Raw genomic sequence first — 24,979 nt, 5'->3', positions numbered from 1 at the left:
AGCAGGGCTCGCTCCCACAGAGGATTGCAATCAACTGTGGGAGCGAGCCCTGCTCGCGAAGAGGCCATCTACATCACACGAGATTCCGGATCAGACTGTCAGGTCGCATCCGCATGACTGACCATGCCCTTGATCACCACCGCCGTCGTCGCCAGCGCCGCCGGAATCACCAGCGCCGTCAGCACTTGCTCGAAGTTCCAGCCCAGGCCCAGCAGCGTCGCGCCCATCCACGCCCCGAGGATGGCGCCGAAGCGGCCGATCCCGAGCATCCACGACACGCCGGTGGCCCGCCCCTGAGTCGGATAAAACCGCGCAGCCAGTGACGGCATTGCCGATTGCGCACCGTTGACACACATCCCGGCCACCAGCACCAGCGTCGCCAACAGCGCGATGTTGCCCAGGCTCTGCCCTACCGCGTAGGCAAACACCCCGGCCAGCAGGTAGAAAGTGCCGATGACCTTGTGCGGATTGAACCGATCCATTGCCCAGCCCACGCCCACCGCACTCAGCACGCCACCAAACTGGAACAGCGCGCCGATGAAGGCGGCCTGCTCCATGCTCGCGCCACTGTCACGCATCAGCGTCGGCAGCCAACTGGTCAGCAGGTAAACGATCACCAGGCCCATGAAGTAGGTCAGCCACAAGAGCAAGGTGCCGGTGCTGTAGGTGCCGGAGAAGATCACCGCGAACACATTGCGCGCCTTCACGGTTTTCTGTTCCGGCACACTGAAACTGGACGCCTGGGCCACCACCGTCGGGTCAATCGGCGCCAGTGCCTTGCGTACTTTTTCCGTACCGCGGTTGCGCACCACCAGGTAACGCGCCGACTCCGGCAGCCAGAACAGCAAAACGACGGCGAGGATCAGCGGCAGCACTCCACCGATCAGCAGCAGGCTGTGCCAGCCAAAGGCCGGAATGAGCTTGGCCGAGATAAATCCGCCGCCAGCCATGCCGAGGTTGAAGCCGCAGAACATGCTGGTCACCAGCAGGGACTTTTTGCGCTCAGGGGTGTATTCCGACAGCAGCGTGGTGGCGTTCGGCATGCCGGCGCCCAGACCCAGGCCGGTCAGGAAGCGCAACACCAACAGCTGATCGACATTGGTGCTGTAGGCCGAGGCCAGGCTGAAGGCACCGAACAACAGCACCGCGCCGACCAGTACGACTTTTCGCCCGAAGCGGTCAGCCAGAGGGCCGGAGCCCAGTGCGCCGAAGACCATGCCGATCAACGCCGCACTCATCACCGGGCCGAGACTGGCGCGGTCGATACCCCAGTCCTGGGACAGGGCCGGGGCGATGAAGCCCATGGCCGCGGTGTCGAGGCCATCGAGGAAGACAATCAGGAAACACAGGATCACCACGCGCCACTGGTAGCGCGAAATGGGTTGGGCATTGATGAAGGACTGCACGTCGAGGCAGTTACCTACAGCAGACTGAGGCTGGTTCATTATTTTTATCCCACGGATCGCGGTCGAACGATGTCAGCAGATGCCGACGAAGCCGCGACAGTAATGATCCGGAGGAAACAGCGTCAATTCGATAAACGCGACTCTGTGCGTTTATCGAACGGCTTAGGCAAACAACTGGGCGCTGAGGTCGCGGCTGGCGCTCAACAAACCGGGCAGGAACCGCTGTTCCAGTTCATTGCGGCTGACTCGCCCGGCGTGAGTGCTGACATTGAGGGCCGCAACCACCTGCCCGGAAGCGTCGTACACCGGGACGGCAATCGAACGCAGCCCTTGCTCGAGTTCCTGGTCGACGATGCACCAGCCTTGCTTTCGCACCTCTTGCAGGCATTCGAGCAACGCCTCGGGGGTGTGGATCGTGCGGCTGGTCTTGGCTTGCAATTCGGCGTGGTCGAGGTATTCGCCCAGCGAGGTGTCATCCAGCGCGGCCAGCAGGATCCTCCCCATCGAGGTGCAATAGGCCGGCAAGCGCCCGCCCACCGACAGGTCCACCGAAATCAGCCGCTGGGTGGTCGCGGAGCGCGCGATGTACAGAATGTCATCACCCTCCAGCGTGGCCATGTTGCAGGCCTCGTGCAGTTGCTCGCTCATGCGGTCCAGGTAAGGCTGGGCGGAAACCGCCAGCGGCGTAGATGACACATAGGCATGGCCGAGGGTCAGCACTTTGGGCAGCAGCGAATAGGTGCGGCCGTCAGTGGTGGCGTAGCCGAGCTTGATCAGGGTGTGCAGGCAACGGCGCACGGCGGCGCGGGGAATTTCCGTGCGGTGACTGATCTGGGCGATGGTCAGGTGTCGTTTGCGCTCCTGGAACGCTTGCACCACGGCCAGGCCGCGGGCCAGGGACGTCATGAAATCCGGGTCGCCGGTCAGTGCCTGGATCCGTTTGGCAGGTGAGGCAACGATGGGAGGCGCCACTGAAGCGAAGGAATTGCGCATTTGATCGTTCATACAAGGTCCTTTTACCCATTCGGATCAGCGACTATTACAAAGGGCGAGCCTGGCGCTCAAGCCCGGCCCGCCAACTCCGTGCGATTATCGAACGCTCGACCGATAATCGCAATCCGTCGTGTAAATCACATGCGCTGATGCCCGGTTTTCGCTGACTTGCGCCCCCATGTTTACGCCGACTCGACACAGGACTTAATGGGGCAATCCAATTACCGTAACTTGCCTGATTTAATGGCGTCAGAAAGGCATCGCAGCAATGCGGTATCCGTCGACGTTCTAGTTAATCGCAAAGTTTCGAGCAACAAAACGGTCACACACCAAGATTCACTTTTAACTCTTTGGAGATAGTGTTCTTCAAATCGGCCGCTATAATACAATTCAGTAGCGCTTCGGTTTTTTACTTGCCGAACCCGCTGCCCGGCCAGGCGATGTTCCATCGCCGTTGCCCGTTGCAAGCGCCAGATCCGCATTGCACAGCCTTGCCATCGCGCTTGCCGAAACAGGAAACTGAAGCTACGTCAGCTGTTTATCTCTGGTGTCGTGGCCGCCTGTGACATGGAAGTATTGATCACGTTGTTGCCAAAAAACGATGCCTTGACGGGCATTGCCCACTCGACGAACGTGATCAAACGATTTGATGCAGCGCGTTTTCACCAGAATTTATCCCAACTCAATCAGGTAGCACTGTGACGAAAGACGAACTGCGCGCGGAACTAGAGCGCCAGGAACAACGTTACAAGGAAGTTTACGGCGGAGAAGTCACCACTTACGCCGCTCAACCCGAACCGGAACGCAAACCCTGGCGTAAACGCGCCACCGTTCAGGATCAGGTTTTCCAGCAAGAACTTCAAAAAATGGAAAAGGAACTCAAAGCCGAAGAGCCGTGACTGCTTCGGCCTGATCCTTACAAGGGCCTGCCTCTGCACCCGTTAAAAGCGGGATGTATTGATGTTGCCTTTCGCGCCCGCTACGAGCGGGCAGCGGCCATCACCGTCGTCGAATCAGGCAGATTTCCGGTATCTGACCTATTTCTCAGATTTTTCTCACAACCGTTCAAGCCCCTCCTGCCGGGCGGTGAAGGTTTTGTGACAGTCTATTTTTTCAATAAAATCAATGACTTAAAAAACACAGCAAAACCGTGGGTTTTCAGGTCCTGCGGCAAAAAAATTCGTTGAAGAATGTTACCGATGAGCAGCTAGTGCATTGATTAGCAGTCTTTTCTGGCATAATCGCGCCCCCTTATGACCGGGTCAGAAAACCTTCATGATCGATTTATTCAGCGGACTGGATGCTTGGGTGCTTGTGAGCCTCTTGCTCGCCCTGGCCTTTGTCCTCGCCTTCGAGTTCATCAACGGCTTTCATGACACCGCTAACGCGGTGGCGACCGTTATCTACACCAAAGCCATGCCGCCTCACCTGGCAGTGTTCTTCTCCGGTGTGTTCAACTTCCTCGGCGTACTGCTGGGCGGGGTCGGCGTGGCGTATGCCATCGTCCACCTGCTGCCGGTAGAACTGCTGATCAATGTGAACACCGGTCACGGACTGGCCATGGTGTTCTCGTTGCTCGCCGCAGCCATCACCTGGAACCTGGGCACCTGGTACTTCGGTATCCCCGCCTCCAGTTCCCACACGCTGATCGGCTCGATCCTCGGCGTGGGCCTGGCCAACGCCCTGATCAACGAAATTCCGTTGGCCGACGGGGTGAACTGGCAAAAGGCGATCGATATCGGCATGTCGCTGGTATTCTCGCCAATGGCAGGCTTCCTGATCGCCGCGCTGATTCTGATCGGTCTTAAATGGTGGCGTCCGCTGTCGAAGATGCACAAGACGCCGGAACAGCGCCGCAAGATCGACGACAAGAAACACCCGCCGTTCTGGAATCGCCTGGTACTTGTGATCTCGGCCATGGCCGTGAGTTTCGTGCACGGTTCCAACGATGGCCAGAAAGGTATCGGCCTGATCATGCTGGTCCTGATCGGTATCGTGCCGGCCCAGTTCGTCCTCGACCTGAACAGCACGACCTACCAGATCGAACGGACTCGCGACGCTACGTTGCACCTGAGCCAGTTCTACCAGCGCAATTCCGAAACCCTGGGCGAGTTCCTGGCCCTGGGCAAGAGCTTGAACGGCGACTTGCCGGAGAAATTCCGTTGCAACCCGCAACAGACCGAACCGACCATCACCGCCCTGCTCGGCACCCTCAAGGGTGTAGCCGACTACCATTCGCTGTCGGCGGAAAGCCGCATCGAAGTACGTCGTTACCTGCTCTGCCTGGATGACACCGCGAAGAAAGTCAGCAAGTTGCCAACGCTCGGGGCCCGTGAAAAGGCTGACCTGGACAAGTTGCGCAAAGACCTGACCACCACCACTGAATACGCCCCGTTCTGGGTGATTCTGGCGGTAGCACTGGCCCTGGGCCTGGGCACCATGGTCGGCTGGAAACGCGTGGTACTGACCATTGGCGAGAAGATCGGCAAGCAAGGCATGACTTACTCCCAAGGCATGTCGGCGCAGATCACCACCGCCAGCCTGATCGGCATGGCCAACATCTTCAGCCTGCCGGTTTCCACCACCCACGTGCTGTCCTCGGGCGTGGCGGGCACCATGGTCGCCAACAAGAGCGGCCTGCAAGGCGGCACCGTCAGAACCATCCTGCTGGCCTGGGTATTGACCCTGCCAGCCACCGTGGCCCTGTCGGCCGGGTTGTTCTGGCTGGCCTCGAAGGCGCTGGGTAGCTGATACAGCGGCATCGAAAAAGGCGCGCTCCGCAAGGACCGCGCCTTTTTTATTGCCGCCAATCGCAAAAAATCACTGTAGGAGCGAGCTCTGCTCGCGATGACCGCAAGGACAACGCGTACATTCAGGCAGCCCGCGTCATCGCTGGCGTCCATCGCGAGCAGAGCTCGCTCCTACAGGGTTACGTGTTTACCGATAGTTTTTTACAGGCAAAAAAAAGGGCAACCGAAGTTGCCCAAAATGCCTTGCGTGCTCATTACATCCAGAAAGAACTACGGTTATTTCCGCTTGTGCGAATCCTTCCAGATAAAAAGTCCGAACCCTGCAAAAAATACAAACATGAGGCTGACAGTCAGCACTCCGGCGATCACCACGTTGTCGAAAAACATGACGCGTCTCCTGTACCTGCCCTGTTGCGATAGGGCTAAGTTAACCAAACGGGCAGGAGAGAATATTGACCGGGATCAATGTCGCCCGAGACTGGGCAAGAGGAAGGGAGAAGTTTGACCCGCATCAATGAATGCGGGGGATTTCAGCGCTTTTTCGGTTTGTTTTTCGGCTTTTTTTTGGCCTTGCCCAATGGCATGGCCTGCTCGAACGCCTGGCGAACTTCATTGAGCCGCTTGTCATTGAGGTCATGAACACGCTTGGCGCGCTCGGCATTGAGGTCAATCAGTTTGTCGTCTTGGCTCATGGCAGTCAGTGCATCGCTTGAAATGAGTTTAAGCCGCCGTAGCGTTCGGCAACCCTGCGCCAATAATGCGGCCTGACGGCCGTGCTGACCAGCCTGTGCTCAAATCTCGATATCGACCCACAACCCTTGTCGCGGCTGATCTTCCATCAGCGGCGCCACCGGCACGGTGTTGTCGGCATTGAGCTCATCCCCGGGAATCGCCAGGTGAGCCTGCGGGTCATTATCAGCTTCGTGGCGACGTCGTTCCTGCTCCTGCCTGCGGCGCTGTTCCTCGCGCAGCACCAGTCCATCCTCCTCAGGGTTGCGCTTTTGCAGGTCGATCGTGCTTTCACTGGAGCTTTCCTGCACCGGCACCACCGGAGGAATATCCGGACGCTGACGGATCGGGTCGGTCTGTGAAGTGATCGGCACGGCACTCAAGGGGAGCATCGGTGGCAGCATGGTTTTCAGTCTCCTGTCAGCAGGCTGTCGGCTGCGGGGATGGCGACTTGAGCCATCGGTCGCAAACTGTGACTCATTTGGCACTCATTAGTGCACCGGGCGGCGCGTCATGCACAGGTGGGCTAACGTATGACTGTGAGTTTTTCTGAGAGTCCTTTGGCCCTGAAGCCCTCATTCCGTTAAGATAGCCCGCTTTTTCAGGTGGGAGTCAGGCAGCATGGCGCAGCAGTATCAACCGGGGCAACGCTGGATCAGTGACAGCGAAGCCGAGCTGGGTTTAGGCACCGTTCTGGCACAGGACGGCCGCTTGTTGACCGTGCTCTATCCGGCCACTGGCGACACTCGCCAGTACGCGCTAAGGAATGCGCCCCTCACCCGTGTGCGGTTTTCGCCCGGTGACTCCATCACTCACTTCGAAGGCTGGAAGCTGACCGTTCGCGAAGTCGACGACGTCGATGGCCTGCTGGTTTACCACGGCCTCAACGGGCAGAACGAAGTGGTCACCCTGCCGGAAACCCAACTATCGAACTTCATCCAGTTCCGCCTGGCCAGCGACCGTCTGTTCGCCGGCCAGATCGACCCGCTGGCCTGGTTCTCCCTGCGTTACCACACACTGGAACACACCAGTCGCCAGTTGCAGTCCTCCCTTTGGGGTCTGGGTGGCGTACGTGCGCAACCGATCGCGCACCAGTTGCACATTGCCCGCGAAGTCGCCGACCGTATCGCACCACGGGTTCTGCTGGCCGACGAAGTAGGCCTGGGCAAAACCATCGAAGCCGGCCTGGTGATCCATCGCCAATTGCTCTCGGGCCGCGCCAACCGCGTGCTGATCCTGGTTCCGGAAAACCTGCAGCACCAGTGGCTGGTCGAGATGCGCCGCCGCTTTAATCTGCAGGTCGCGCTGTTCGACGAAGAACGCTTCATCGAAAGCGATGCCAGCAACCCTTTCGAAGACACCCAGCTCGCACTGGTCGCGCTTGAGTGGCTGGTGGACGACGAGAAAGCCCAGGACGCGCTGTTCGCGGCGGGCTGGGACTTGCTGGTGGTCGACGAGGCTCACCACCTGGTGTGGCACGAAGATCAGGTCAGCCCTGAGTATTCCCTGGTCGAGCAACTCGCCGAGACCATTCCCGGCGTGCTGCTGTTGACTGCCACCCCAGAACAACTGGGCCAGGACAGCCACTTCGCTCGTCTGCGTCTGCTCGACCCGAACCGTTTCCACGACCTGCAAGCCTTCCGCGCCGAGAGCGAAAACTATCGCCCGGTGGCTGAAGCCGTTCAGGAGTTGCTGGACAAGGGACGCCTGTCGCCGCAAGCCCACAAGACCATCCACGGCTTCCTCGGCAACGAAGGCGAAGCCCTGCTGGCCGCCGTCAACGATGGCGACACCGAAGCCAGCGCGCGTCTGGTGCGTGAATTGCTCGACCGCCACGGCACCGGCCGCGTGCTGTTCCGCAACACCCGCGCTGCCGTGCAGGGTTTCCCGGAGCGCAAGCTGCACCCGTACCCGCTGCCGTGCCCGGACGAATACCTCGAACTGCCATTGGGCGATCACGCCGAGCTGTACCCGGAAGTCAGCTTCCAGGCCCAACCGGACGCCAGTGAAGAAGAACGCTGGTGGAAATTCGACCCGCGCGTCGAATGGCTGATCGATCAACTGAAGATGCTCAAGCGCACCAAAGTGCTGGTGATCTGCGCCCACGCCGAAACCGCCATGGACCTGGAAGACGCCCTGCGCGTGCGCTCCGGCATCCCGGCCACGGTGTTCCACGAGGGCATGAACATCCTCGAGCGTGACCGCGCCGCCGCCTATTTCGCCGACGAAGAATTCGGCGCGCAGGTGCTGATCTGCTCGGAAATCGGCAGTGAAGGTCGCAACTTCCAGTTCTCCCATCACCTGGTGCTGTTCGATCTGCCGTCCCACCCGGACCTGCTGGAACAACGTATCGGTCGACTGGACCGGATCGGCCAGAAGCACATCATCGAACTGCACGTGCCGTATCTGGAAACCAGCCCGCAAGAGCGCCTGTTCCAGTGGTACCACGAAGCACTGAATGCGTTCCTCAACACCTGTCCGACCGGCAACGCCTTGCAGCACCAGTTCGGCCCGCGCCTGCTGCCGCTGCTCGAAGAAGCCGACGATGGCGAGTGGCAAACGCTGATCGACGAAGCCCGCACCGAGCGTGAACGTCTGGAAGCCGAGCTGCACACCGGCCGCGACCGTTTGCTGGAGCTCAACTCCGGTGGCGCTGGCGAAGGTGATGCACTGGTTGAAGACATCCTCGAGCAAGACGATCAGTTCGCCCTGCCGATCTACATGGAAACCCTGTTCGACGCCTTCGGCATCGACAGCGAAGACCATTCGGAAAACGCGCTGATCCTCAAGCCGAGCGAAAAAATGCTCGACGCCAGCTTCCCGCTGGGCGACGACGAAGGCGTGACCATCACCTACGACCGTAACCAGGCGCTGTCTCGCGAAGACATGCAGTTCATCACCTGGGAGCACCCGATGGTTCAGGGCGGCATGGACCTGGTGCTGTCCGGCTCCATGGGCAACACCGCCGTGGCGCTGATCAAGAACAAGGCGCTGAAACCTGGCACCGTGTTACTGGAACTGCTCTATGTCAGCGAAGTGGTTGCCCCGCGCTCGCTGCAACTGGGTCGTTACCTGCCGCCGGCCGCCCTGCGCTGCCTGCTCGATACCAACGGCAACGACCTGTCGGCCCGCGTGTCGTTCGAAACCTTGAACGACCAGCTTGAAAGCGTGCCACGTGCCAGCGCCAACAAGTTCATCCAGGCCCAGCGTGACCAACTGACGCCACGGATCAACGCCGGTGAAGCGAAGATCCTCCCGCGCCACACTGAACGTGTCGCCGAGGCGCAGCGTCGCCTGGCCGCCGATACCGACGAAGAACTGGCGCGCCTGACCGCCTTGCAAGCGGTCAACCCGACCGTGCGCGACAGCGAACTGGTGGCCCTGCGCAAACAACGCGAGCAAGGCCTGGCCATGCTCGACAAGGCTGCGCTGCGACTGGAAGCGATTCGGGTGCTGGTGGCGGGTTAACAACCCTCCTCCACCGCTATGAAAAGAAGGCCCGCAGCGATGCGGGCCTTTTTTGTTTACTTCAAATTCAGTAGTGCTGCTGATGACCTCATCGCGAGCAAGCTCGCTCCCACATTGGATCTTCAGTGCCTATGAGATACCTGTGGGAGCGAGCTTGCTCGCGATAGCGGTTAAGCAGTCACCGCAGAACTGTCAGGCTCAACCACCACCACCAACCCGTCCTTCATCCGCTTGGCGTCCCTCACAAAACACCGCGAAGCCAGGAACAGAAACACCACGGTGAGCAACAACGCCACCGGTATCAGGTACATCGCGTCATGCAGGCCGACCGCTTTAAACGCCTCAGTCATTTGCTCCGCGCCCGCCGCAAGCATCGCCGTGTGGGCGAAGTGATCCGACAATGCCCCGACCACCACCGGCCCCAGGCCACCGCCCAACAGGTACAGCCCGGCAAAGAACAGCGCCATCGCCGTTGCCCGCAACCGCGGCTCGACCACATCCTGAATCGCCGTGTACACGCAGGTGTAAAAGTTGTAGGCGAACAGCCAGCCCATACTGAATACCGCAACAAACACACCGATCTCGATTCGTCCGGAATGCAGCGCCCATGCGGTGCAGACCGTCGAAATCACCAGGCTGAAGGCGGCAAACAGGAGCCGCCCGTTGGCGATCCGCTGGTGAATCTTGTCCGCGATCCAGCCACCGAGGGTCAGGCCGACCAGCCCGGTCACACCGACAATAACCCCGGTCGCCACTGCGGCATCCTGCAACGGCATGAGGAAGTAGCGTTGCAGCATCGGCACCAGAAACGAGTTACAAGCATAGGTGGCGAAGTTGAAACACAGGCCGGCCATCACCAGCCACAGGAAGGTTGGCACTGCCAATACCCGACGGATCGGCCGATCGATTTTTTCCTGCGAAACCTGAACGCTCTCGGCAGCGCCGCGCTTCGGTTCCTTGATGAAAAACATGAAGACCGCCAGGATCAGCCCGGGCACCGCCGCGATAAAGAACGGTGCGCGCCAGCTATCGAAGGCCTTGACCATCGCGCCAATGGTGAAGAACGCCAGCAACAGCCCCAAGGGCAGCCCCAGCATGAAGATCCCCATGGCCCGCGCCCGACGGTGCGCCGGAAACAAGTCGCCGATCAGCGAGTTGGCGGCTGGCGCGTAACTGGCCTCGCCGATGCCGATGCCCATGCGCACGATCAGGAAGCTCCAGAAACTGCCCACCATGCCGTTGACGGCGGTCAACCCGCTCCATACCGCCAGCCCCCAACCCATCAGCTTGCTGCGCGATCCGGTATCGGCCATGCGCCCCAGCGGCAAGCCGGCAATGGCGTAGACGATGGTGAATGCCGTCCCGATGATCCCCAACTGGAAGTCACTGAGGTGCCATTCCATGCGAATGGGCTCGATGATGATGGCCGGGATGGTGCGGTCGAAAAAATTGAACAGATTGGCCAGGAACAACAGGAACAGAATGCGCCAGGCATTGGCCGCTTGGGTCGAGTTCTGCATGGGTCCGTCTCTTTTATTGTTTTTGGGGCGTCACTGCCCCCGGACTTTGCAATCTAGACAGGCCGGCCGCGCCTGTCTTTCATTATTCGCCAGGCTGATACCAACCCATGGGACGCAACCTGTAGGAGCTTTCGCGGGACGGGTATTTCGCAGTCCGTCCGACCGATGAAAAATACCTTTCAGCCCCCCTTCCCAAGCCGTTGGCGAAGCCTAGAATAGCGGCCTTGTTTCCCCCCTGTGTCTCCACTCCTCCTTAGATAATCGCCCATGTCCGAAGCCAGTCCGTGTCTGAATTGCGGTGCCTGCTGTTCTCATTTTCGCGTGTCATTTTTCTGGGGTGAATGCGCCTCGTCCGGGGGGACGGTACCCGATGAGCTTGTCGAGCAGATCAGCCCCAGTCGGGTCGCGATGCTCGGAACCGGCTGCAAACCCGTGCGCTGCACCAGCCTGGTCGGAGACGTGGGCAGTACGGTGCAGTGCTCCATTTACGAAAAACGCTCCAGCACTTGTCGGGAGTTCGACGCTTCGTGGGTCGATGGCCTGGCAAATCCCGATTGCGACGCGGCCCGTGCCGCTTTCGGCTTGCCGGCCCTGCAACCCGCGTTCGAGACGCCTCAGAAGCAAATCGCCTGAGTCATAGCACTAATCGCTATTAGGCTAATATCAAAAAAATTGGCATCAATGTGCCACTACCGCTTGCGCTCCATCCACGCCCTCTATACTCCACGACATTCGCCGACGCTCCTTGCGCCGACCTGAAGCTTAACGATGGGGCATGCTATGGAGTGGCTTGGTTTGCATTTCATTACCGAGCTACCAGAGACTGGGCAGGTCATACTTAATTGCACACATGACCCGTTTCTGGTGCTGCTGGCTTATCTGGTCGCCTGTGTCGGCGGTTTCGCGACACTGGACATGGCCGAACGGGTTGCTCACGCTGAAAAATCCGCGTCCCAAACGCTCTGGCGCTGGGTGGGCAGCGGATGCCTGGCCGGCGGCATCTGGGCCATGCATTTCGTCGGGATGCTGGCATTCCAGGCGCCTATCGATCTTCACTACCAACTGCCTGTCACGGTGTTCTCGCTAACCATCGCGCTGTTCGCCGCATGGCTGGCGATGCGTACCCTCAGCCTTCCTGAGCTGAGTTTTCGACAGTGCCTCACGTCATCGGTCGGGATCGGCCTGGGTATCGCGACCATGCATTACGTGGGCATGACGGCCATGCACTCCAATGCCTCGGTCTATTACCATCCGGGCCTGTTCGCCCTTTCCATCGCGATCGCGATCGGTGCCGCGCTGGCCGCCTTGTTGCTGGCATGGTATCTGCGCGACGGTGCAGGCATGCTGCATCAGCTTTTCAAATTCGGCGCCAGCCTGGTGCTCGGGGCGGGCATCCTCGGTATGCACCTCACTGCCATGGCCGCCTTCAACATGGTGATGCCCAGCGACAGCCTGCCAGCGCAAACCGGCGAACATCGCCATCTGCAACTGGCGCTGACCGTGACGGTCATCACCCTGCTGATCATCGGCAGCAGCATCAGCGCGGCACTGGCGGACAAGAAGCTGCAACACAAGGACCACGACCTGCAACGGGTCAACTCCCTGTTAAGCCAACTTGACCAGGCGCGCATGTCGCTGCAACAGCTGGCGAACTACGATGCGCTGACCAACCTGATCAACCGCCGCGGGTTCAACCAGGTCTTCGCTGAAAAACTCATCGAGAAAACCAACAAAGGCGGGATGCTGGCGGTCATGTTCCTGGACATCGACCATTTCAAGCGGATCAACGACAGCCTTGGCCACGATGCCGGTGACGAACTGCTCAAAGTGCTTGCCGGGCACATCAAGAGCTCTGTTCGCAGTCATGAGGATGTGGTCGCTCGCTTCGGCGGCGACGAGTTCTGCCTGCTCATCGACCTGCGTGATCGTGACGAAGCGCGGCAGATGGCCCAACGCATCATGCTGAAAATGAAGGAGCCCATCGAGTTGGCCGGCAGGCGCATGGTCATGACCACCAGCATCGGCATCAGCCTGTTTCCGGAAGACGGCAAGACCTGCGAGGAACTGTTGAAAAACGCCGATCTGGCGCTGTATCAGTCCAAGGGTGGCGGCCGGAACGGGCTGAGTTTTTTCAGTGCAGACCTGAAAACCCGCGCCACACTCGAGCTGCAACTGGAAGAAGAGTTGCGCCACGCCCTGCGTGAAGACACCGGCCTGATGCTCTATTACCAGCCCATCTATGACCTCAAGACCGGTCAGGTGAGCAAGCTCGAAGCCTTGATCCGCTGGCAACACCCGGTCCACGGTTTCCTCGTACCGGATCGTTTTATCGCCATCGCCGAAGCCAATGGCCTGATCGCCGAGCTGGACAACTGGGTGCTGCGCAAGGCCTGCGAGGATCTGGGCGAGTTGTCGCGCCAAGGCTGTGAAGACCTGAAGATCGCCGTGAACTGCTCGCCCCTGAACCTGGCGCGCGAAGAACTGGCCGATGAAATCGAGTACGCATTGCGGGCCTCCGGTGTGGAGCCCCACCGTCTGGAACTGGAGGTCACCGAAAACGCCTTGATGGGCAATATCGCCGACACCCTGGTGCTGCTGCGCCAGATACGCGCCCTCGGCGTTTCGCTGTCGATCGATGACTTCGGCACCGGCTATTCATCCCTGGCCTACCTCAAGCGCTTGCCGCTCAACACACTGAAAATCGACCGCTCGTTCATCCAGGACATTCCCAAGGCGACCCAGGATATGGAAATCGTCCAGGCGATTATCGTCATGGCCCATACCCTGCACCTGCAAGTGGTCACCGAAGGGGTCGAAACCTTCGAGCAATACCAGTTCCTGGAAGACCATGGCTGTGACTTCGTTCAGGGCTATCTGCTGAGTCGGCCGGTGCCACTGGCCGAACTGCATCCGGTGCTGAACGAAATCAACCAGCGCAAGCACGCCTACACCGTCACGACGCTGAGCCTGGTTCACGGTACATCTGTACTAATGTAGACGGGTCCTTTTCAAGAAACCCCTGACTCCCATGCAGGCGCATCAACTGCGCGGCCAGACCGCTGATCGGTGTCGCCGAGCCTTGTTCACGGGAAAACTTCACCGCTGTATCCAGATCCTTGAGTAACGTCCGTACGTGCCACTTGACCGGTTCGAATCGATTTTGCGCCATCTGCGGAGCCAGGATCTGCAAGGGTTTCGAATCGGCAAAGCCGCCGGCCAGCGCTTCGGCGATCAGGCTTGCATCTACCCCGGAACGTTCCGCCAGCGCCACCACTTCGGCAATCACCAATGCATTGCAGGCGACGATCATCTGATTGCACGCCTTGGTCACCTGCCCGGCCCCGACGCCGCCCATATGCGTCACACGCTGCCCCAGGCTCAACAGGACAGGCCGGACCCGCTCCAGATCCTGTAGCTCACCGCCGACCATGATCGCCAGGCTTCCAGCCTCGGCACCGACCACGCCACCGGACACCGGCGTATCGAGCCAGCCCATGCCGGTTTTAGCGGCAAGTTCTGCAGCCATTTCCCGCGTAGCGTTGGGCTCCAGGCTGGAGAAATCCACCAGCAGCTGGCCTTTTTTGGCACCCTCCACAACACCTGCCGGACCAAACACCACCTCGCGTACGACCGAGGTATCGGCCAGGCACAGCATCACCACATCAGCGTGCTGGCACAGTTCAGCCGGGCTGGCGACCTGGCGCGCGCCGGCCTCCACCAGCGGCTTGCACTTGTCCGGATTGCGATTCCATACCGCCAGCGGATAACCCGCGGCCAGCAGGCGCCGGCACATAGGCAGCCCCATCAGGCCGATCCCGGCAAACCCTAGCGAAGGTAGCGTTGACATCATTTTGCCTCTTCTTGATTAAAGATCACCGAATATTGGCCGATTCATCATGACTCAGGAAAGGATTCACTCCGAGCAATGCTCAGGCTAAAGACCAAGGCATGGTCCAAATACGCGCTGAAAAAAGACGCGATTGTATTCCGTGACGGTTCGACGACAGTGAGTCGGCCAACCAATCAGCCCAGGTAGATGGCGAACTATGACTTCTAAAAACAACCCGGCCACTGCGGTAACCGATCTGACGTTGAGCCCCGCGGCCAACAGCCCGTCATCACCTAAGCCATTGATTCAATCGCGCCCGTTGGCTACCCAGCAATACCTGTACTTCACCGAAACCAACACCGACCGCATCCTCGACAACCTCGACGGCCTGCGCGACATGGTGTTCCCTCGCGCACCGCACCTGGAAGGCGACAGCGAACAGCACAGCGATCAGGAGTTCCCGTCGGTATGCCTGATCGGCCTGGGCCGCTGTGGCTCGAACATTGCGCTGGACGTGGCGGAACTGGTGTACAACGCCCGCAAGTTCTACCTCAATGAATTCAATAACGAAGATCGCCTGTCGCCGGACAAGCGCTTTGCCGAAAAGGGTTACAGCCCGGCCCAGTGGATCCGCAACAACCTGCGCCTGGGCCAGAACAAAAACACCAAGCCGGTGTTTCTGGTCGAGCCGCTGGTGATGCTCGGCGACCTGGACAAGGACATCGCCGGGCGCATCCGTTTCTCGCGCAAGGGTGAAAAAAGCGGCTTTCTGCGCGACTACAGCAAGATGAAGATCATGGACCTGTCGGAAGTCCACGCCGGTGGCGCCGGTAACGCGCCGATCCTCGGCCAGTACCTGGCCAAGATCATCCTGAACAAGGACACCCAGCGCTTCTCCAGCCCCGACTGGAAAATGATTCACTCGTACCTGATCGACAGCTGCGGCATCAAGGCCAACCAGTCGCGCCTGTATTTCTCGATCTTCAGTGCCGGTGGCGGTACCGGCTCGGGCATGGCCTCGGAGTTCGGCCTGGCTCAGCAGCACTCGTACATGAACAAGACGTTCGACACCAAGCCGATGGACGAGCACGACAGCAAGAGCGGCCACTCCTTCGTCTTCGAACCGATCTTCACCAGTGGCATCTGTGTACTGCCGAACATTTCAGATCACCGCAGTGAAATGTCCGAGGCGCTGCACATCAACGCCGGTCGCCTGTTGTGCAAATACCTGTCGGAAGAGTGGGACTTCTCCTACAACTTCGCCAACGAAGACAGCAGCGAAGCCAGCGTCATGGGCCGCATCCGCCCATGGAACGCGATGATGCTGATCTCCAACGACATCATGCGTTACGCCGAAGAGAACGATGACGGCAATATCCAGAACATTGATGTCAATGCCATGGAAAAGCATGCCAACCAATACATCTCGCAGCAGATCTTCAACATTCTGACGGCCCAGGCGGTGACCACCGACTACGACCAGAACTATTTCCGTCGTGCCGGCATCGACATCGGCGAAACCATCCGCCTGGACGCCAACGACCTGTTCATGAGCCTGGCCGGCCCGGTGGCGATTGCCTACGCCGAGTCCGTGGTACCGGAAACCCCGGCACCGAGCAGCGACAAATTCAAGGTGTTCGAGAAAGAGCCGCAACGCCTGAACATCGACGACCTGTTCTTCCGCTCGATCGACCTGCCGCACTTCAACAAGGTCACCCAGGCCATCGAGGGCATTAGCCTGTTGCCGATCGAGTCCAAGCGCTATCGCGCGTCACTGGAGCAGTACAAGAACTCGGGTTACGACGCGGCGGCCCTGCATGACCTGCACTTCTTCAAGAATTGCTCGTCGGTGGTGTCGATCGTTTCGTTGCCGAAGGACTACAAACTGTCCTACATGGATTTGAACCGGTTGAAGACTCATCTCAACAGCCTGTTCCCCAACACCACGCTCAAGCGCTACGCGCTGGTGATCGGTGCTTCGGCCAACCTGTCGCTGACCACCCTGATCGCCAAGAGCCCGTGCCTGTCGGACGATTTCCTGACGCTGATCGTGGCCTTCATCAAGCGCTGCTTCGCGAAAAACCCGTACCGCTTCGACGAGACCCTGGACAACTCGATCCTGGACTTCATCATCAACGAACAGTTCGATGAAGACCGGATTGACGAACTACTCAACGAATTCGAGAACCCGGCGAAGATCCTCGATACCAACTGGTACGCGATCAAGCCGATGTACGAGAAGAAGTACCGTGAGCTGATCAACGACAAGGACAAGTTCGTCTCGATCAACGACATCCGCCTGTCCCGGGATTGCGTGAAGAAATCGATCAAGTACCTGCGCGAGATCTACCGTCACCGCATCGGCAAGACCAAGGTTATTTCGTTGAATAACCATACGGGCAAAACGGCTTAACAAGACGCGAAAACTCACCGTCCCTATCGCGAGCAAGCTCGCTCCCACAGTTGACCGCGTTCTATTTGAAAGAATGCGATCCCTGTGGGAGCGAGCTTGCTCGCGATGGCGGCCTTGAATTACTGCAAATCAACATTCAGAAACAATTGAGCAGACGTTCAGTTGCCCTCCCAACTGTTCCCGTTACGTTTACGTCACCGTGAGGCTGTGGCCTTTCTCTACGGCAACATGCCATCACGCTACTCGGCTACACACTTTTCCCTCAGAAATGAACGCACCAATCAGGTGCAACCTTTTAAGCCTGCGCCCTTTCCTGGATCAGAATCCACGGCGAAACAACCACGGCCCACAGCTGTGGATCACGTTCAAAAAGATCCAGCGCCCGCGTTTCAGAGAGCTTGCCGAGCTTGTCGGCGGCCAGCCAGGCAGCCACTTTCTCCCCTTCATCCTGGGCAACGGCCTCGGCGGCGGCGATCAGATCCAGGCCAGGATCGACCCACAATAGGGCACCCTTGGCGAAGAACGGCTCCAGCTCTTTCCAGGTAATAGATGCGGTTTCACCAAGCAGCTTGGCATAGAGGGTGCTAGGTTCTTGATTCATGGGACTGTCCGGAAAAGAAATCGACGCGAATGATAACGTCGGTGGACTGGCAGAAAAACCCGGATGCAATTGAGTGACCGAAATGAAAAGCGCAGGAAAGCCAGGGAATGCACTGAATACGGCTATAAGCCCCTCAACACCCCGCCGCAATTCTGTCTTTTACTTTCAATAAAGCGACACTTGCAGGTTTTGTCCCCCGGCGCTGCCTTCCCAGGCTGACAATCGGCGCTCTACACTGTACCGGTACAGTTGCCGAGGGACTTTTCCGGGGAATGTCGCAGATATCCGACCCGGTTCTGCTGCTTTCGGCGCCAGGACTATAAAAACTACAACAGTAAGAGTGGAGCACTATGACTAAGGCTACTAAGCAGATTTCCAAACTGTTTGCCGCTATGGTTCTGGCCGGGGTTGCCAGCCATTCGTTCGCAGCTGACACCATCAAGATCGGCATCGCCGGCCCTAAGACCGGCCCTGTAGCCCAATACGGCGACATGCAGTTCAGTGGCGCCAAAATGGCCATCGAGCAAATCAACGCCAAGGGCGGCGTGGACGGCAAGAAACTCGAAGCCGTTGAATACGATGACGCGTGTGATCCGAAACAAGCTGTGGCAGTCGCGAACAAGGTCGTCAACGACGGCGTCAAGTTCGTAGTCGGTCACTTGTGCTCCAGCTCCACTCAACCGGCTTCGGACATCTACGAAGACGAAGGCGTGATCATGATCACCCCGGCTGCCACCAGCCCGGACATCACCGCCCGTGGTTACAAAATGGTGTTCCGCACCATCGGTCTGGACAGCGCCCAGGGCCCTGCCGCCGGTAACTACATTGCCGACTTCGTAAAACCGAAGATCGTTGCTGTTCTGCACGACAAACAGCAATACGGTGAAGGCATCGCCTCTGCCGTGAAGAAAACCCTGGAAGGCAAAGGCGTCAAGGTTGCCGTGTTCGAAGGCGTCAACGCCGGCGACAAAGACTTCTCCTCGATGATCGCCAAGCTCAAGCAAGCCAACGTCGACTTCGTCTACTACGGCGGCTACCACCCGGAGCTGGGCCTGATCCTGCGTCAGTCTGCGGAAAAAGGCCTGAAAGCCAAGTTCATGGGTCCGGAAGGCGTGGGTAACGACTCCATTTCGCAGATCGCCAAGGACGCTTCCGAAGGCCTGCTGGTGACCCTGCCGAAATCCTTCGACCAGGATCCGGCCAACGTTGCCCTGGCTGATGCGTTCAAAGCCAAGAAAGAAGATCCAAGCGGTCCGTTCGTGTTCCCGGCCTACTCGGCTGTGACCGTGATCGCCGACGGCATCAAGGCTGCCAAGTCCGAAGACTCCGCCAAAGTGGCTGAAGCCATCCACGCCGGCACCTTCAAGACGCCTACCGGCGACCTGAGCTTCGACGAGAAAGGCGACCTGAAAGACTTCAAATTCGTGGTTTACGAGTGGCACTTCGGCAAACCAAAAACTGAAGCCAAGCCTCAGTAAGGCGTTGCCAGACTGACTGCCAATAAAGCCCACGGCGTGCCGTGGGCTTTGTTTTACGAACGTATCTGGGCCGCGCTGGCGTGATCCGCCAGTCTCCCCACCTGAAAATCTCAAAACCGTCATCAGCGGTTCGCTGGCAAACCCCGAATTCGAAGTGGATGCAGATCCACGGGGCTCGGGCGGGAAAATGACTCCACCAGTGAAATGCGTATCAGGTTTTTAGGAGCGCTGTAATGCCTGACATCTATCACTTCTTCCAACAGCTGGTTAATGGCCTGACCATTGGCAGCACGTATGCCCTGATCGCCATCGGCTATACGATGGTCTACGGCATCATTGGAATGATCAACTTCGCCCACGGCGAGGTGTACATGATTGGCTCCTACGTGGCGTTCATCGCCATCGCCGGGCTGGCCATGCTGGGACTCGACAGCGTGCCGCTGTTGATGACCGCCGCTTTTCTCGCAACCATCGTTGTAACCAGTGCCTACGGCTACAGCATCGAACGGATCGCCTACCGCCCCTTGCGCGGCAGCAACCGTCTGATCCCGCTGATCTCCGCCATCGGCATGTCGATCTTCCTGCAGAACACCGTTCTGCTGGCGCAAGACTCCAAGGACAAATCCATCCCCAACCTGATTCCGGGCAACTTTGCCTTTGGGCCAGGTGGCGCACATGAAGTGCTGATTTCCTACATGCAAATCGTGGTGTTCGTGGTGACTCTCGTCGCCATGCTCGGCCTGACCCTGTTCATCTCCCGCTCTCGCCTGGGCCGCGCCTGCCGTGCCTGTGCCGAAGACATCAAGATGGCCAACCTGCTGGGTATCAACACCAACAACATCATCGCCCTGACCTTCGTCATCGGTGCGGCTCTGGCAGCCATCGCCGCCGTGCTGCTGAGCATGCAATACGGCGTGATCAACCCGAACGCCGGTTTCCTCGTCGGCCTCAAGGCCTTCACCGCCGCGGTACTGGGCGGTATCGGCAGTATTCCGGGCGCCATGCTCGGCGGGCTGGTACTGGGTGTGGCGGAAGCCTTTGGTGCCGATATCTTCGGCGACCAGTACAAGGACGTCGTGGCGTTCGGCCTGCTGGTTCTGGTGCTGTTGTTCCGGCCAACCGGCCTGCTGGGCCGTCCGGAGGTTGAGAAGGTATGACTAGGAATCTTAAACAGGCGCTGTTCAGCGCTTTGCTGGTGTGGGCCGTGGCCTACCCGGTACTCGGTCTGAAGCTGACCATCGTCGGCATCAACCTCGAAGTTCATGGCACCAGCGACGCCACCCTGATCACCATCGCGGTGTGCTCGGTGCTGATGTTCCTGCGTGTGCTGTTCGACCAGCAGATCAGCTCGGCCTGGCGCTCTTCGCCGAGCATGCCGCTGATCCCGGCCAAGGCCAGCAACTTCCTGACCCTGCCGACCACTCAGCGCTGGATCATCATCGCGCTGATCGCCGGTGCCCTGGTCTGGCCGTTCTTCGGCTCTCGCGGTGCGGTCGATATCGCTACGCTGGTGCTGATCTACGTGATGCTCGGCCTCGGCCTGAACATCGTGGTCGGCCTGGCCGGTCTGCTCGACCTCGGTTACGTCGGTTTCTATGCCGTCGGCGCCTACAGCTACGCGCTGCTGTCGCACTACTACGGCCTGAGCTTCTGGATCTGCCTGCCGATCGCCGGCCTGATGGCGGCCACCTTCGGCTTCCTGCTCGGTTTCCCGGTGCTGCGTTTGCGTGGTGACTACCTGGCGATCGTGACCTTGGGCTTCGGTGAAATCATTCGTCTGTTCCTGCGTAACCTGACCGGCCTCACTGGCGGTCCGAACGGTATCAGCAACATCGAGAAGCCAACGTTCTTCGGCCTGACCTTCGAACGAAAAGCCGCGGAAGGCCTGCAAACCTTCCATGAGTATTTCGGCCTGGAATACAACTCGATCAACAAGGTGATCTTCCTCTACCTGGTTGCGCTGTTGCTTGCCCTGGGTGCGCTGTTCGTCATCAACCGTTTGCTGCGCATGCCCCTGGGCCGCGCCTGGGAAGCGTTGCGTGAAGACGAAATCGCCTGCCGTGCCCTGGGCCTGAACCCGACCGTCATCAAACTGTCGGCCTTCACCCTGGGTGCGAGCTTCGCCGGTTTCGCCGGTAGCTTCTTCGCTGCCCGTCAGGGTCTGGTGACGCCGGAGTCCTTCACCTTCATCGAGTCGGCGATCATCCTCGCCATCGTGGTGCTGGGTGGCATGGGCTCGCAGCTGGGCGTGATCCTCGCTGCCGTGGTGATGATCCTGCTGCCGGAAATGATGCGTGAGTTCAGTGAGTACCGCATGTTGATGTTCGGTGCCTTGATGGTACTGATGATGATCTGGCGCCCTCAGGGTCTGCTGCCCATGCAACGTCCTCACATGGAGCTGCGCAAATGAGCCGCGAGATCCTTAAAGTAGAAAACCTGAGCATGCGCTTCGGCGGCTTGCTGGCGGTCAACGGCGTAGCCTTGAGCGTGAAAGAGAAACAAGTGGTTGCGCTGATCGGCCCCAACGGCGCCGGCAAGACCACCGTGTTCAACTGCCTGACCGGCTTCTACAAGCCGAGTGGCGGCAGCATCCTGCTCGACGGCGAAGCGATCGAAGGCCTGCCGGGCCACAAGATTGCCCTCAAAGGCGTGGTGCGCACCTTCCAGAACGTGCGGTTGTTCAAGGACATGACGGCGGTCGAGAACCTCTTGATCGCCCAGCATCGTCACCTGAACACCAACTTCCTGTCCGGCCTGTTCAAGACCCCGTCGTTCCGCAAGAGCGAGCGCGAGGCCATGGATTTCGCCGAATTCTGGCTGGAAAAGGTCAATCTCAAGGAGTTCGCCAACCGTCCGGCCGGCACCCTGGCCTACGGTCAGCAACGTCGTCTGGAAATCGCCCGTTGCATGATGACCCGCCCGCGGATCCTCATGCTCGACGAACCGGCTGCCGGCCTGAACCCGAAGGAAACCGAGGACCTCAAGGCGCTGATCAGCATGCTGCGTGAAGAGCACAACGTCACCGTGCTGCTGATCGAACACGACATGAAGCTGGTCATGAGCATTTCCGACCACATTGTCGTGATCAACCAGGGCACGCCCCTGGCCAACGGCACGCCGGAACAGATCCGCGACAATCCTGAAGTGATCAAAGCCTACCTGGGGGAAGCGTAAATGCTGCAGTTCGAAAACGTTTCCACCTTCTATGGCAAGATCCAGGCCCTGCACAGCGTCAACGTCGAAGTCCGCCAGGGCGAGATCGTGACCCTGATCGGTGCCAACGGTGCCGGCAAGTCCACGCTGCTGATGACGCTTTGCGGTTCGCCGCGCGCCCACAGCGGCAGCATCCGCTACATGGGTGAGGAACTGGTCGGCCAGGACTCTTCGCAGATCATGCGCAAGAGCATCGCCGTGGTGCCGGAAGGTCGTCGGGTGTTTTCCCGACTGACCGTTGAAGAAAACCTGTCCATGGGGGGTTTCTTCACCGCCAAGGGCGACTATCAGGAACAGATGGACAAGGTTCTCGGACTTTTCCCACGCCTGAAAGAACGCTTCAACCAGCGCGGCGGCACCATGTCCGGCGGCGAACAGCAAATGCTCGCCATCGGCCGTGCGCTGATGAGCAAGCCCAAGCTGTTGCTGCTCGACGAGCCATCGCTGGGCCTGGCACCGATCATCATCCAGCAGATCTTCGACATCATCGAACAGCTGCGCAAGGACGGTGTGACAGTGTTCCTGGTCGAGCAGAACGCCAACCAGGCGCTGAAGATCGCTGACCGAGCCTACGTTCTGGAGAACGGCCGGGTGGTGATGACAGGCACCGGTGAAGCGCTGCTGACCGACCCGAAAGTGCGTGATGCGTACTTGGGCGGCTAAGCCTTATCGGTAAACAAAAAAACGGCCTTTGCGGGCCGTTTTTTTATGTCTGCCAACCTCCCTGACTACGCAAACCCTCTTCTGTAGGAGCGAGCTTGCTCGCGAAGAACTGGAGGGCGCCGCGTTCATTCAGACAGCCCTCGTCATCGTTAACGTCCATCGCGAGCAGGCTCGCTCCTACAGGACATGCGTGTGAAGACTTACAACCGATCCAACACCTCCCCACTGCGCTTGAACCACCCGATCAGATAATCCGCCAGTACCTGCGTGCGCTTGGGCAAACCACCCTGATATGGATGCACCAGATACATCGGCATGCTGCGGGTCTGATAATCGCGCAGCAGCCATCGCAAGCGCCCGTCCGCCAGCTCTGTTGGCAAACAGTAGGATGGCAGGCGCGCAATACCGGCGCCGACCAGTGCGGCTTTCTTCAACAGGTTGTAGTGGTTGCTGGCGAACGGCCCCGACACTCGCACCCGCAACAACTCGTGCTGCTGGTGATACAGCCACTCTTCGCGGCCGCTGTAATGACTGTTGAGCAGGCAGCGATGCTCGGCCAGCGCCTGGGGGGTTTGCGGTTCACCGTATTGCTCCAGATAAGCCGGGCTGGCACAGGTCAGTTCTTGCCACGCCAGCAGTGGACGCGCCACCAGTCGCTGGTCAATGGCCACGTCGGAACGAATCGCCAGATCGAAGCCGTCGCGAGACAGGTCGCGGTAGCTGTTGTTGAGCTCCAGCTCGATCTGCACCTGGGGATACCTGGCCGAGAACTCCAGCAACAGGCCATCGAAGAAGGTTTCCCCGAGCGACACCGGCACCGTCATCCGCACCGGGCCGGCCATGTCGTCCTTCAGGCGCGCCAGGGCCTGGCGCGCCCGCTCGACTTGCACCACCAGCGCCTGGGCCTGGGGCAACAACGCAGCACCGGCGGCCGTCAGGCTCAAGCGGCGGGTGGTACGTTGCAACAACACCACGGAAAACTGCGCTTCCAACTGGCTGATGCGCTTGGACAGCTGGCCTTTGCTGCAACCAAGCTGCTGCGCCGCCAGGGTAAAACTCCCCGCCTCGATCAACACCGCGAACGCCGCCAGGTCATCCATCTCGCTCATGGATTGTTTCCATTTGAAAACCAAAGGTTGCCTATTAGTGCGCTTATCCGGAGAAAAAACCACCCTAAACTGAAACCTCGTTCAACCCATACGAGGATCAGCTCCCATGAAAATTCTTTTGATCGGCGCAGGCGGCACCATCGGTTCGGCAGTCGACAAGGAACTGTCGCAACGCCACGAAATCATCCGCATCGGTCGCACCAGCGGCGACTTTCAGGTGGACATCAGTGACAGCACCTCGATTCGCAAGCTGTTCGAGCAGACCGGCAAATTCGATGCACTGGTGTGCGCGGCCGGTAACGTGACCTTCGCACCGCTCAACGAGATGACCGAAGAGAGCTTTGCCCTGGGCCTGAAAGACAAGCTCATGGGCCAGGTCAATTTGCTGCTGATCGGCCGCGACTTCGCCAATGACGGCGCTTCGTTCACCTTCACCACCGGCGTGCTCAGCCACGACCCGATTCGCAGTGGCGCCTCGGCGGCGCTGGTCAACGGTGCACTGGACAGCTTTGTCCGCGCCGCCGCCATCGAGCTACCGCGCGGCCTGCGGGTGAATTCGATCAGCCCGAACGTCCTGGTCGAAGCCATGGGCAAATACGCGCCGTACTTCCGTGGCTTCAAGCCGGTTCCTGCGGCGGATGTGGCCTTGGCCTACGCCAAGAGTGTGGAAGGCCTGCAAACGGGTCAGACCTTTCACATCTGAAGATGAAAAATCGCAACCTGCGTCCGCGCCAATACAAAGTGGAGACGATAACCGGTTGTGATGAACGGTCAGGCTGAGTAACGTGGCGGCACCTGTCAGGAGAC

Annotated in this window: 21 protein-coding genes; 12 read left to right on the top strand and 9 right to left on the bottom strand. The window is 59.3% G+C overall.

Features of this window, described 5'->3' with window-relative positions:
* Positions 1-98: 98 nt before the first annotated feature.
* Positions 99-1,445, bottom strand: a complete 1,347-nt coding sequence (locus KW840_RS10165) for an MFS transporter (protein ID WP_218495065.1) — start codon at positions 1,443-1,445, stop codon at positions 99-101.
* Between the two features lie 123 nt (positions 1,446-1,568).
* On the bottom strand, positions 1,569-2,411 hold the full coding sequence (gene pcaR, locus KW840_RS10160; RefSeq protein WP_090453552.1) for a pca regulon transcriptional regulator PcaR: 843 nt from the start codon (positions 2,409-2,411) through the stop codon (positions 1,569-1,571).
* Between the two features lie 686 nt (positions 2,412-3,097).
* On the opposite strand from pcaR, the gene KW840_RS10155 reads away from it, so the two are divergent.
* Positions 3,098-3,298, top strand: coding sequence for a hypothetical protein (locus KW840_RS10155; RefSeq protein ID WP_007986337.1), 201 nt, complete (start codon positions 3,098-3,100; stop codon positions 3,296-3,298).
* A 376-nt stretch (positions 3,299-3,674) separates the two neighbouring features.
* On the top strand, positions 3,675-5,150 hold the full coding sequence (locus KW840_RS10150) for an inorganic phosphate transporter (protein WP_057716094.1): 1,476 nt from the start codon (positions 3,675-3,677) through the stop codon (positions 5,148-5,150).
* A 275-nt stretch (positions 5,151-5,425) separates the two neighbouring features.
* On the opposite strand, the gene ccoM is transcribed toward KW840_RS10150, so the two are convergent.
* The 3 genes from ccoM to KW840_RS10140 all read right to left on the bottom strand — a co-directional run bounded on the left by ccoM (position 5,426) and on the right by KW840_RS10140 (position 6,282).
* The gene (ccoM, locus tag KW840_RS28820; protein ID WP_007976669.1) at positions 5,426-5,536 is read right to left on the bottom strand and encodes a cytochrome c oxidase subunit CcoM; all 111 of its coding nucleotides are present in this window, start codon (positions 5,534-5,536) and stop codon (positions 5,426-5,428) included.
* A 143-nt stretch (positions 5,537-5,679) separates the two neighbouring features.
* Complete coding sequence (locus KW840_RS10145; protein ID WP_008016476.1) at positions 5,680-5,841, bottom strand: hypothetical protein; 162 nt, start codon at positions 5,839-5,841, stop codon at positions 5,680-5,682.
* Positions 5,842-5,940: 99 nt separating this feature from the next.
* Positions 5,941-6,282, bottom strand: coding sequence for a hypothetical protein (locus KW840_RS10140; RefSeq protein WP_057716095.1), 342 nt, complete (start codon positions 6,280-6,282; stop codon positions 5,941-5,943).
* A gap of 217 nt (positions 6,283-6,499) precedes the next feature.
* On the opposite strand from KW840_RS10140, the gene rapA reads away from it, so the two are divergent.
* The gene (gene rapA, locus KW840_RS10135) at positions 6,500-9,346 is read left to right on the top strand and encodes an RNA polymerase-associated protein RapA (protein WP_218495064.1); all 2,847 of its coding nucleotides are present in this window, start codon (positions 6,500-6,502) and stop codon (positions 9,344-9,346) included.
* A 170-nt stretch (positions 9,347-9,516) separates the two neighbouring features.
* Here rapA and KW840_RS10130 read toward each other — a convergent pair whose 3' ends face one another.
* Positions 9,517-10,866 (bottom strand): MFS transporter, encoded by a 1,350-nt coding sequence (locus tag KW840_RS10130; protein ID WP_218495063.1) that lies wholly within the window; start codon positions 10,864-10,866, stop codon positions 9,517-9,519.
* Between the two features lie 267 nt (positions 10,867-11,133).
* Here KW840_RS10130 and KW840_RS10125 point away from each other — a divergent pair, with 267 nt between their 5' ends.
* A complete protein-coding gene (locus tag KW840_RS10125; protein WP_046043993.1) occupies positions 11,134-11,499 on the top strand; it encodes a YkgJ family cysteine cluster protein in 366 nt (121 codons plus the stop codon).
* Positions 11,500-11,646: 147 nt separating this feature from the next.
* On the top strand, positions 11,647-13,863 hold the full coding sequence (locus KW840_RS10120; protein ID WP_371318450.1) for a putative bifunctional diguanylate cyclase/phosphodiesterase: 2,217 nt from the start codon (positions 11,647-11,649) through the stop codon (positions 13,861-13,863).
* Here KW840_RS10120 and KW840_RS10115 read toward each other — a convergent pair.
* Positions 13,820-14,716 carry an NAD(P)-dependent oxidoreductase gene (locus KW840_RS10115; protein ID WP_090453546.1) on the bottom strand — a complete coding sequence of 299 codons (897 nt, stop codon included), beginning with the start codon at positions 14,714-14,716 and terminating at the stop codon, positions 13,820-13,822. The two genes, KW840_RS10120 and KW840_RS10115, sit on opposite strands and share 44 nt — an antisense overlap.
* 196 nt (positions 14,717-14,912) lie before the next feature.
* Between KW840_RS10115 and KW840_RS10110 the strand changes: the two genes are divergently transcribed.
* Positions 14,913-17,108, top strand: a complete 2,196-nt coding sequence (locus KW840_RS10110; protein ID WP_057716101.1) for a hypothetical protein — start codon at positions 14,913-14,915, stop codon at positions 17,106-17,108.
* 295 nt (positions 17,109-17,403) lie between these two features.
* Here the strand turns inward: KW840_RS10110 and KW840_RS10105 are convergent, their stop codons facing one another.
* The gene (locus KW840_RS10105) at positions 17,404-17,709 is read right to left on the bottom strand and encodes a DUF2288 domain-containing protein (protein WP_008052913.1); all 306 of its coding nucleotides are present in this window, start codon (positions 17,707-17,709) and stop codon (positions 17,404-17,406) included.
* 350 nt (positions 17,710-18,059) lie between these two features.
* Between KW840_RS10105 and KW840_RS10100 the strand changes: the two genes are divergently transcribed.
* The 5 genes from KW840_RS10100 (at position 18,060) to KW840_RS10080 (ending at position 23,063) form a co-directional block, all read left to right on the top strand.
* A complete protein-coding gene (locus tag KW840_RS10100) occupies positions 18,060-19,187 on the top strand; it encodes a branched-chain amino acid ABC transporter substrate-binding protein (protein WP_046816661.1) in 1,128 nt (375 codons plus the stop codon).
* 233 nt (positions 19,188-19,420) lie between these two features.
* Positions 19,421-20,344 carry a high-affinity branched-chain amino acid ABC transporter permease LivH gene (livH, locus tag KW840_RS10095; RefSeq protein WP_007947264.1) on the top strand — a complete coding sequence of 308 codons (924 nt, stop codon included), beginning with the start codon at positions 19,421-19,423 and terminating at the stop codon, positions 20,342-20,344.
* Positions 20,341-21,597 (top strand): high-affinity branched-chain amino acid ABC transporter permease LivM, encoded by a 1,257-nt coding sequence (locus KW840_RS10090; RefSeq protein ID WP_057716102.1) that lies wholly within the window; start codon positions 20,341-20,343, stop codon positions 21,595-21,597. Before livH ends, KW840_RS10090 begins: the two co-directional genes overlap by 4 nt.
* On the top strand, positions 21,594-22,361 hold the full coding sequence (livG, locus tag KW840_RS10085; protein ID WP_057716103.1) for a high-affinity branched-chain amino acid ABC transporter ATP-binding protein LivG: 768 nt from the start codon (positions 21,594-21,596) through the stop codon (positions 22,359-22,361). The genes KW840_RS10090 and livG overlap by 4 nt, the downstream gene beginning before the upstream one ends.
* Positions 22,362-23,063 carry an ABC transporter ATP-binding protein gene (locus KW840_RS10080; protein WP_057716104.1) on the top strand — a complete coding sequence of 234 codons (702 nt, stop codon included), beginning with the start codon at positions 22,362-22,364 and terminating at the stop codon, positions 23,061-23,063. It abuts the gene before it with no gap.
* Positions 23,064-23,263: 200 nt separating this feature from the next.
* Here the strand turns inward: KW840_RS10080 and KW840_RS10075 are convergent, their stop codons facing one another.
* Positions 23,264-24,172: a LysR family transcriptional regulator gene (locus KW840_RS10075; RefSeq protein WP_218495061.1), complete on the bottom strand. Its 909-nt coding sequence runs from the start codon at positions 24,170-24,172 to the stop codon at positions 23,264-23,266.
* Between the two features lie 106 nt (positions 24,173-24,278).
* Here KW840_RS10075 and KW840_RS10070 point away from each other — a divergent pair, with 106 nt between their 5' ends.
* Positions 24,279-24,875 (top strand): short chain dehydrogenase, encoded by a 597-nt coding sequence (locus KW840_RS10070; protein WP_218495060.1) that lies wholly within the window; start codon positions 24,279-24,281, stop codon positions 24,873-24,875.
* Positions 24,876-24,979 lie beyond the last annotated feature (104 nt).

It is taken from the genome of Pseudomonas sp. PDM30 (assembly GCF_019218985.1).
Taxonomy (GTDB): domain Bacteria; phylum Pseudomonadota; class Gammaproteobacteria; order Pseudomonadales; family Pseudomonadaceae; genus Aquipseudomonas; species Aquipseudomonas jessenii.
This window is presented reverse-complemented; position numbering and strand designations above follow the sequence as displayed.

What these genes read in the sequence shown, in the direction of transcription:
- KW840_RS10165 (WP_218495065.1), bottom strand. Translation starts at nt 1,445, where the DNA reads ATGAACCAGCCTCAGTCTGCTGTAGGTAACTGCCTCGACGTGCAGTCC.
- pcaR (WP_090453552.1), bottom strand. Translation starts at nt 2,411, where the DNA reads ATGAACGATCAAATGCGCAATTCCTTCGCTTCAGTGGCGCCTCCCATC.
- KW840_RS10150 (WP_057716094.1), top strand. Translation starts at nt 3,675, where the DNA reads ATGATCGATTTATTCAGCGGACTGGATGCTTGGGTGCTTGTGAGCCTC.
- ccoM (WP_007976669.1), bottom strand. Translation starts at nt 5,536, where the DNA reads ATGTTTTTCGACAACGTGGTGATCGCCGGAGTGCTGACTGTCAGCCTC.
- KW840_RS10145 (WP_008016476.1), bottom strand. Translation starts at nt 5,841, where the DNA reads ATGAGCCAAGACGACAAACTGATTGACCTCAATGCCGAGCGCGCCAAG.
- KW840_RS10140 (WP_057716095.1), bottom strand. Translation starts at nt 6,282, where the DNA reads ATGCTGCCACCGATGCTCCCCTTGAGTGCCGTGCCGATCACTTCACAG.
- rapA (WP_218495064.1), top strand. Translation starts at nt 6,500, where the DNA reads ATGGCGCAGCAGTATCAACCGGGGCAACGCTGGATCAGTGACAGCGAA.
- KW840_RS10130 (WP_218495063.1), bottom strand. Translation starts at nt 10,866, where the DNA reads ATGCAGAACTCGACCCAAGCGGCCAATGCCTGGCGCATTCTGTTCCTG.
- KW840_RS10125 (WP_046043993.1), top strand. Translation starts at nt 11,134, where the DNA reads ATGTCCGAAGCCAGTCCGTGTCTGAATTGCGGTGCCTGCTGTTCTCAT.
- KW840_RS10120 (WP_371318450.1), top strand. Translation starts at nt 11,647, where the DNA reads ATGGAGTGGCTTGGTTTGCATTTCATTACCGAGCTACCAGAGACTGGG.
- KW840_RS10115 (WP_090453546.1), bottom strand. Translation starts at nt 14,716, where the DNA reads ATGATGTCAACGCTACCTTCGCTAGGGTTTGCCGGGATCGGCCTGATG.
- KW840_RS10110 (WP_057716101.1), top strand. Translation starts at nt 14,913, where the DNA reads ATGACTTCTAAAAACAACCCGGCCACTGCGGTAACCGATCTGACGTTG.
- KW840_RS10105 (WP_008052913.1), bottom strand. Translation starts at nt 17,709, where the DNA reads ATGAATCAAGAACCTAGCACCCTCTATGCCAAGCTGCTTGGTGAAACC.
- KW840_RS10100 (WP_046816661.1), top strand. Translation starts at nt 18,060, where the DNA reads ATGACTAAGGCTACTAAGCAGATTTCCAAACTGTTTGCCGCTATGGTT.
- livH (WP_007947264.1), top strand. Translation starts at nt 19,421, where the DNA reads ATGCCTGACATCTATCACTTCTTCCAACAGCTGGTTAATGGCCTGACC.
- KW840_RS10090 (WP_057716102.1), top strand. Translation starts at nt 20,341, where the DNA reads ATGACTAGGAATCTTAAACAGGCGCTGTTCAGCGCTTTGCTGGTGTGG.
- livG (WP_057716103.1), top strand. Translation starts at nt 21,594, where the DNA reads ATGAGCCGCGAGATCCTTAAAGTAGAAAACCTGAGCATGCGCTTCGGC.
- KW840_RS10080 (WP_057716104.1), top strand. Translation starts at nt 22,362, where the DNA reads ATGCTGCAGTTCGAAAACGTTTCCACCTTCTATGGCAAGATCCAGGCC.
- KW840_RS10075 (WP_218495061.1), bottom strand. Translation starts at nt 24,172, where the DNA reads ATGAGCGAGATGGATGACCTGGCGGCGTTCGCGGTGTTGATCGAGGCG.
- KW840_RS10070 (WP_218495060.1), top strand. Translation starts at nt 24,279, where the DNA reads ATGAAAATTCTTTTGATCGGCGCAGGCGGCACCATCGGTTCGGCAGTC.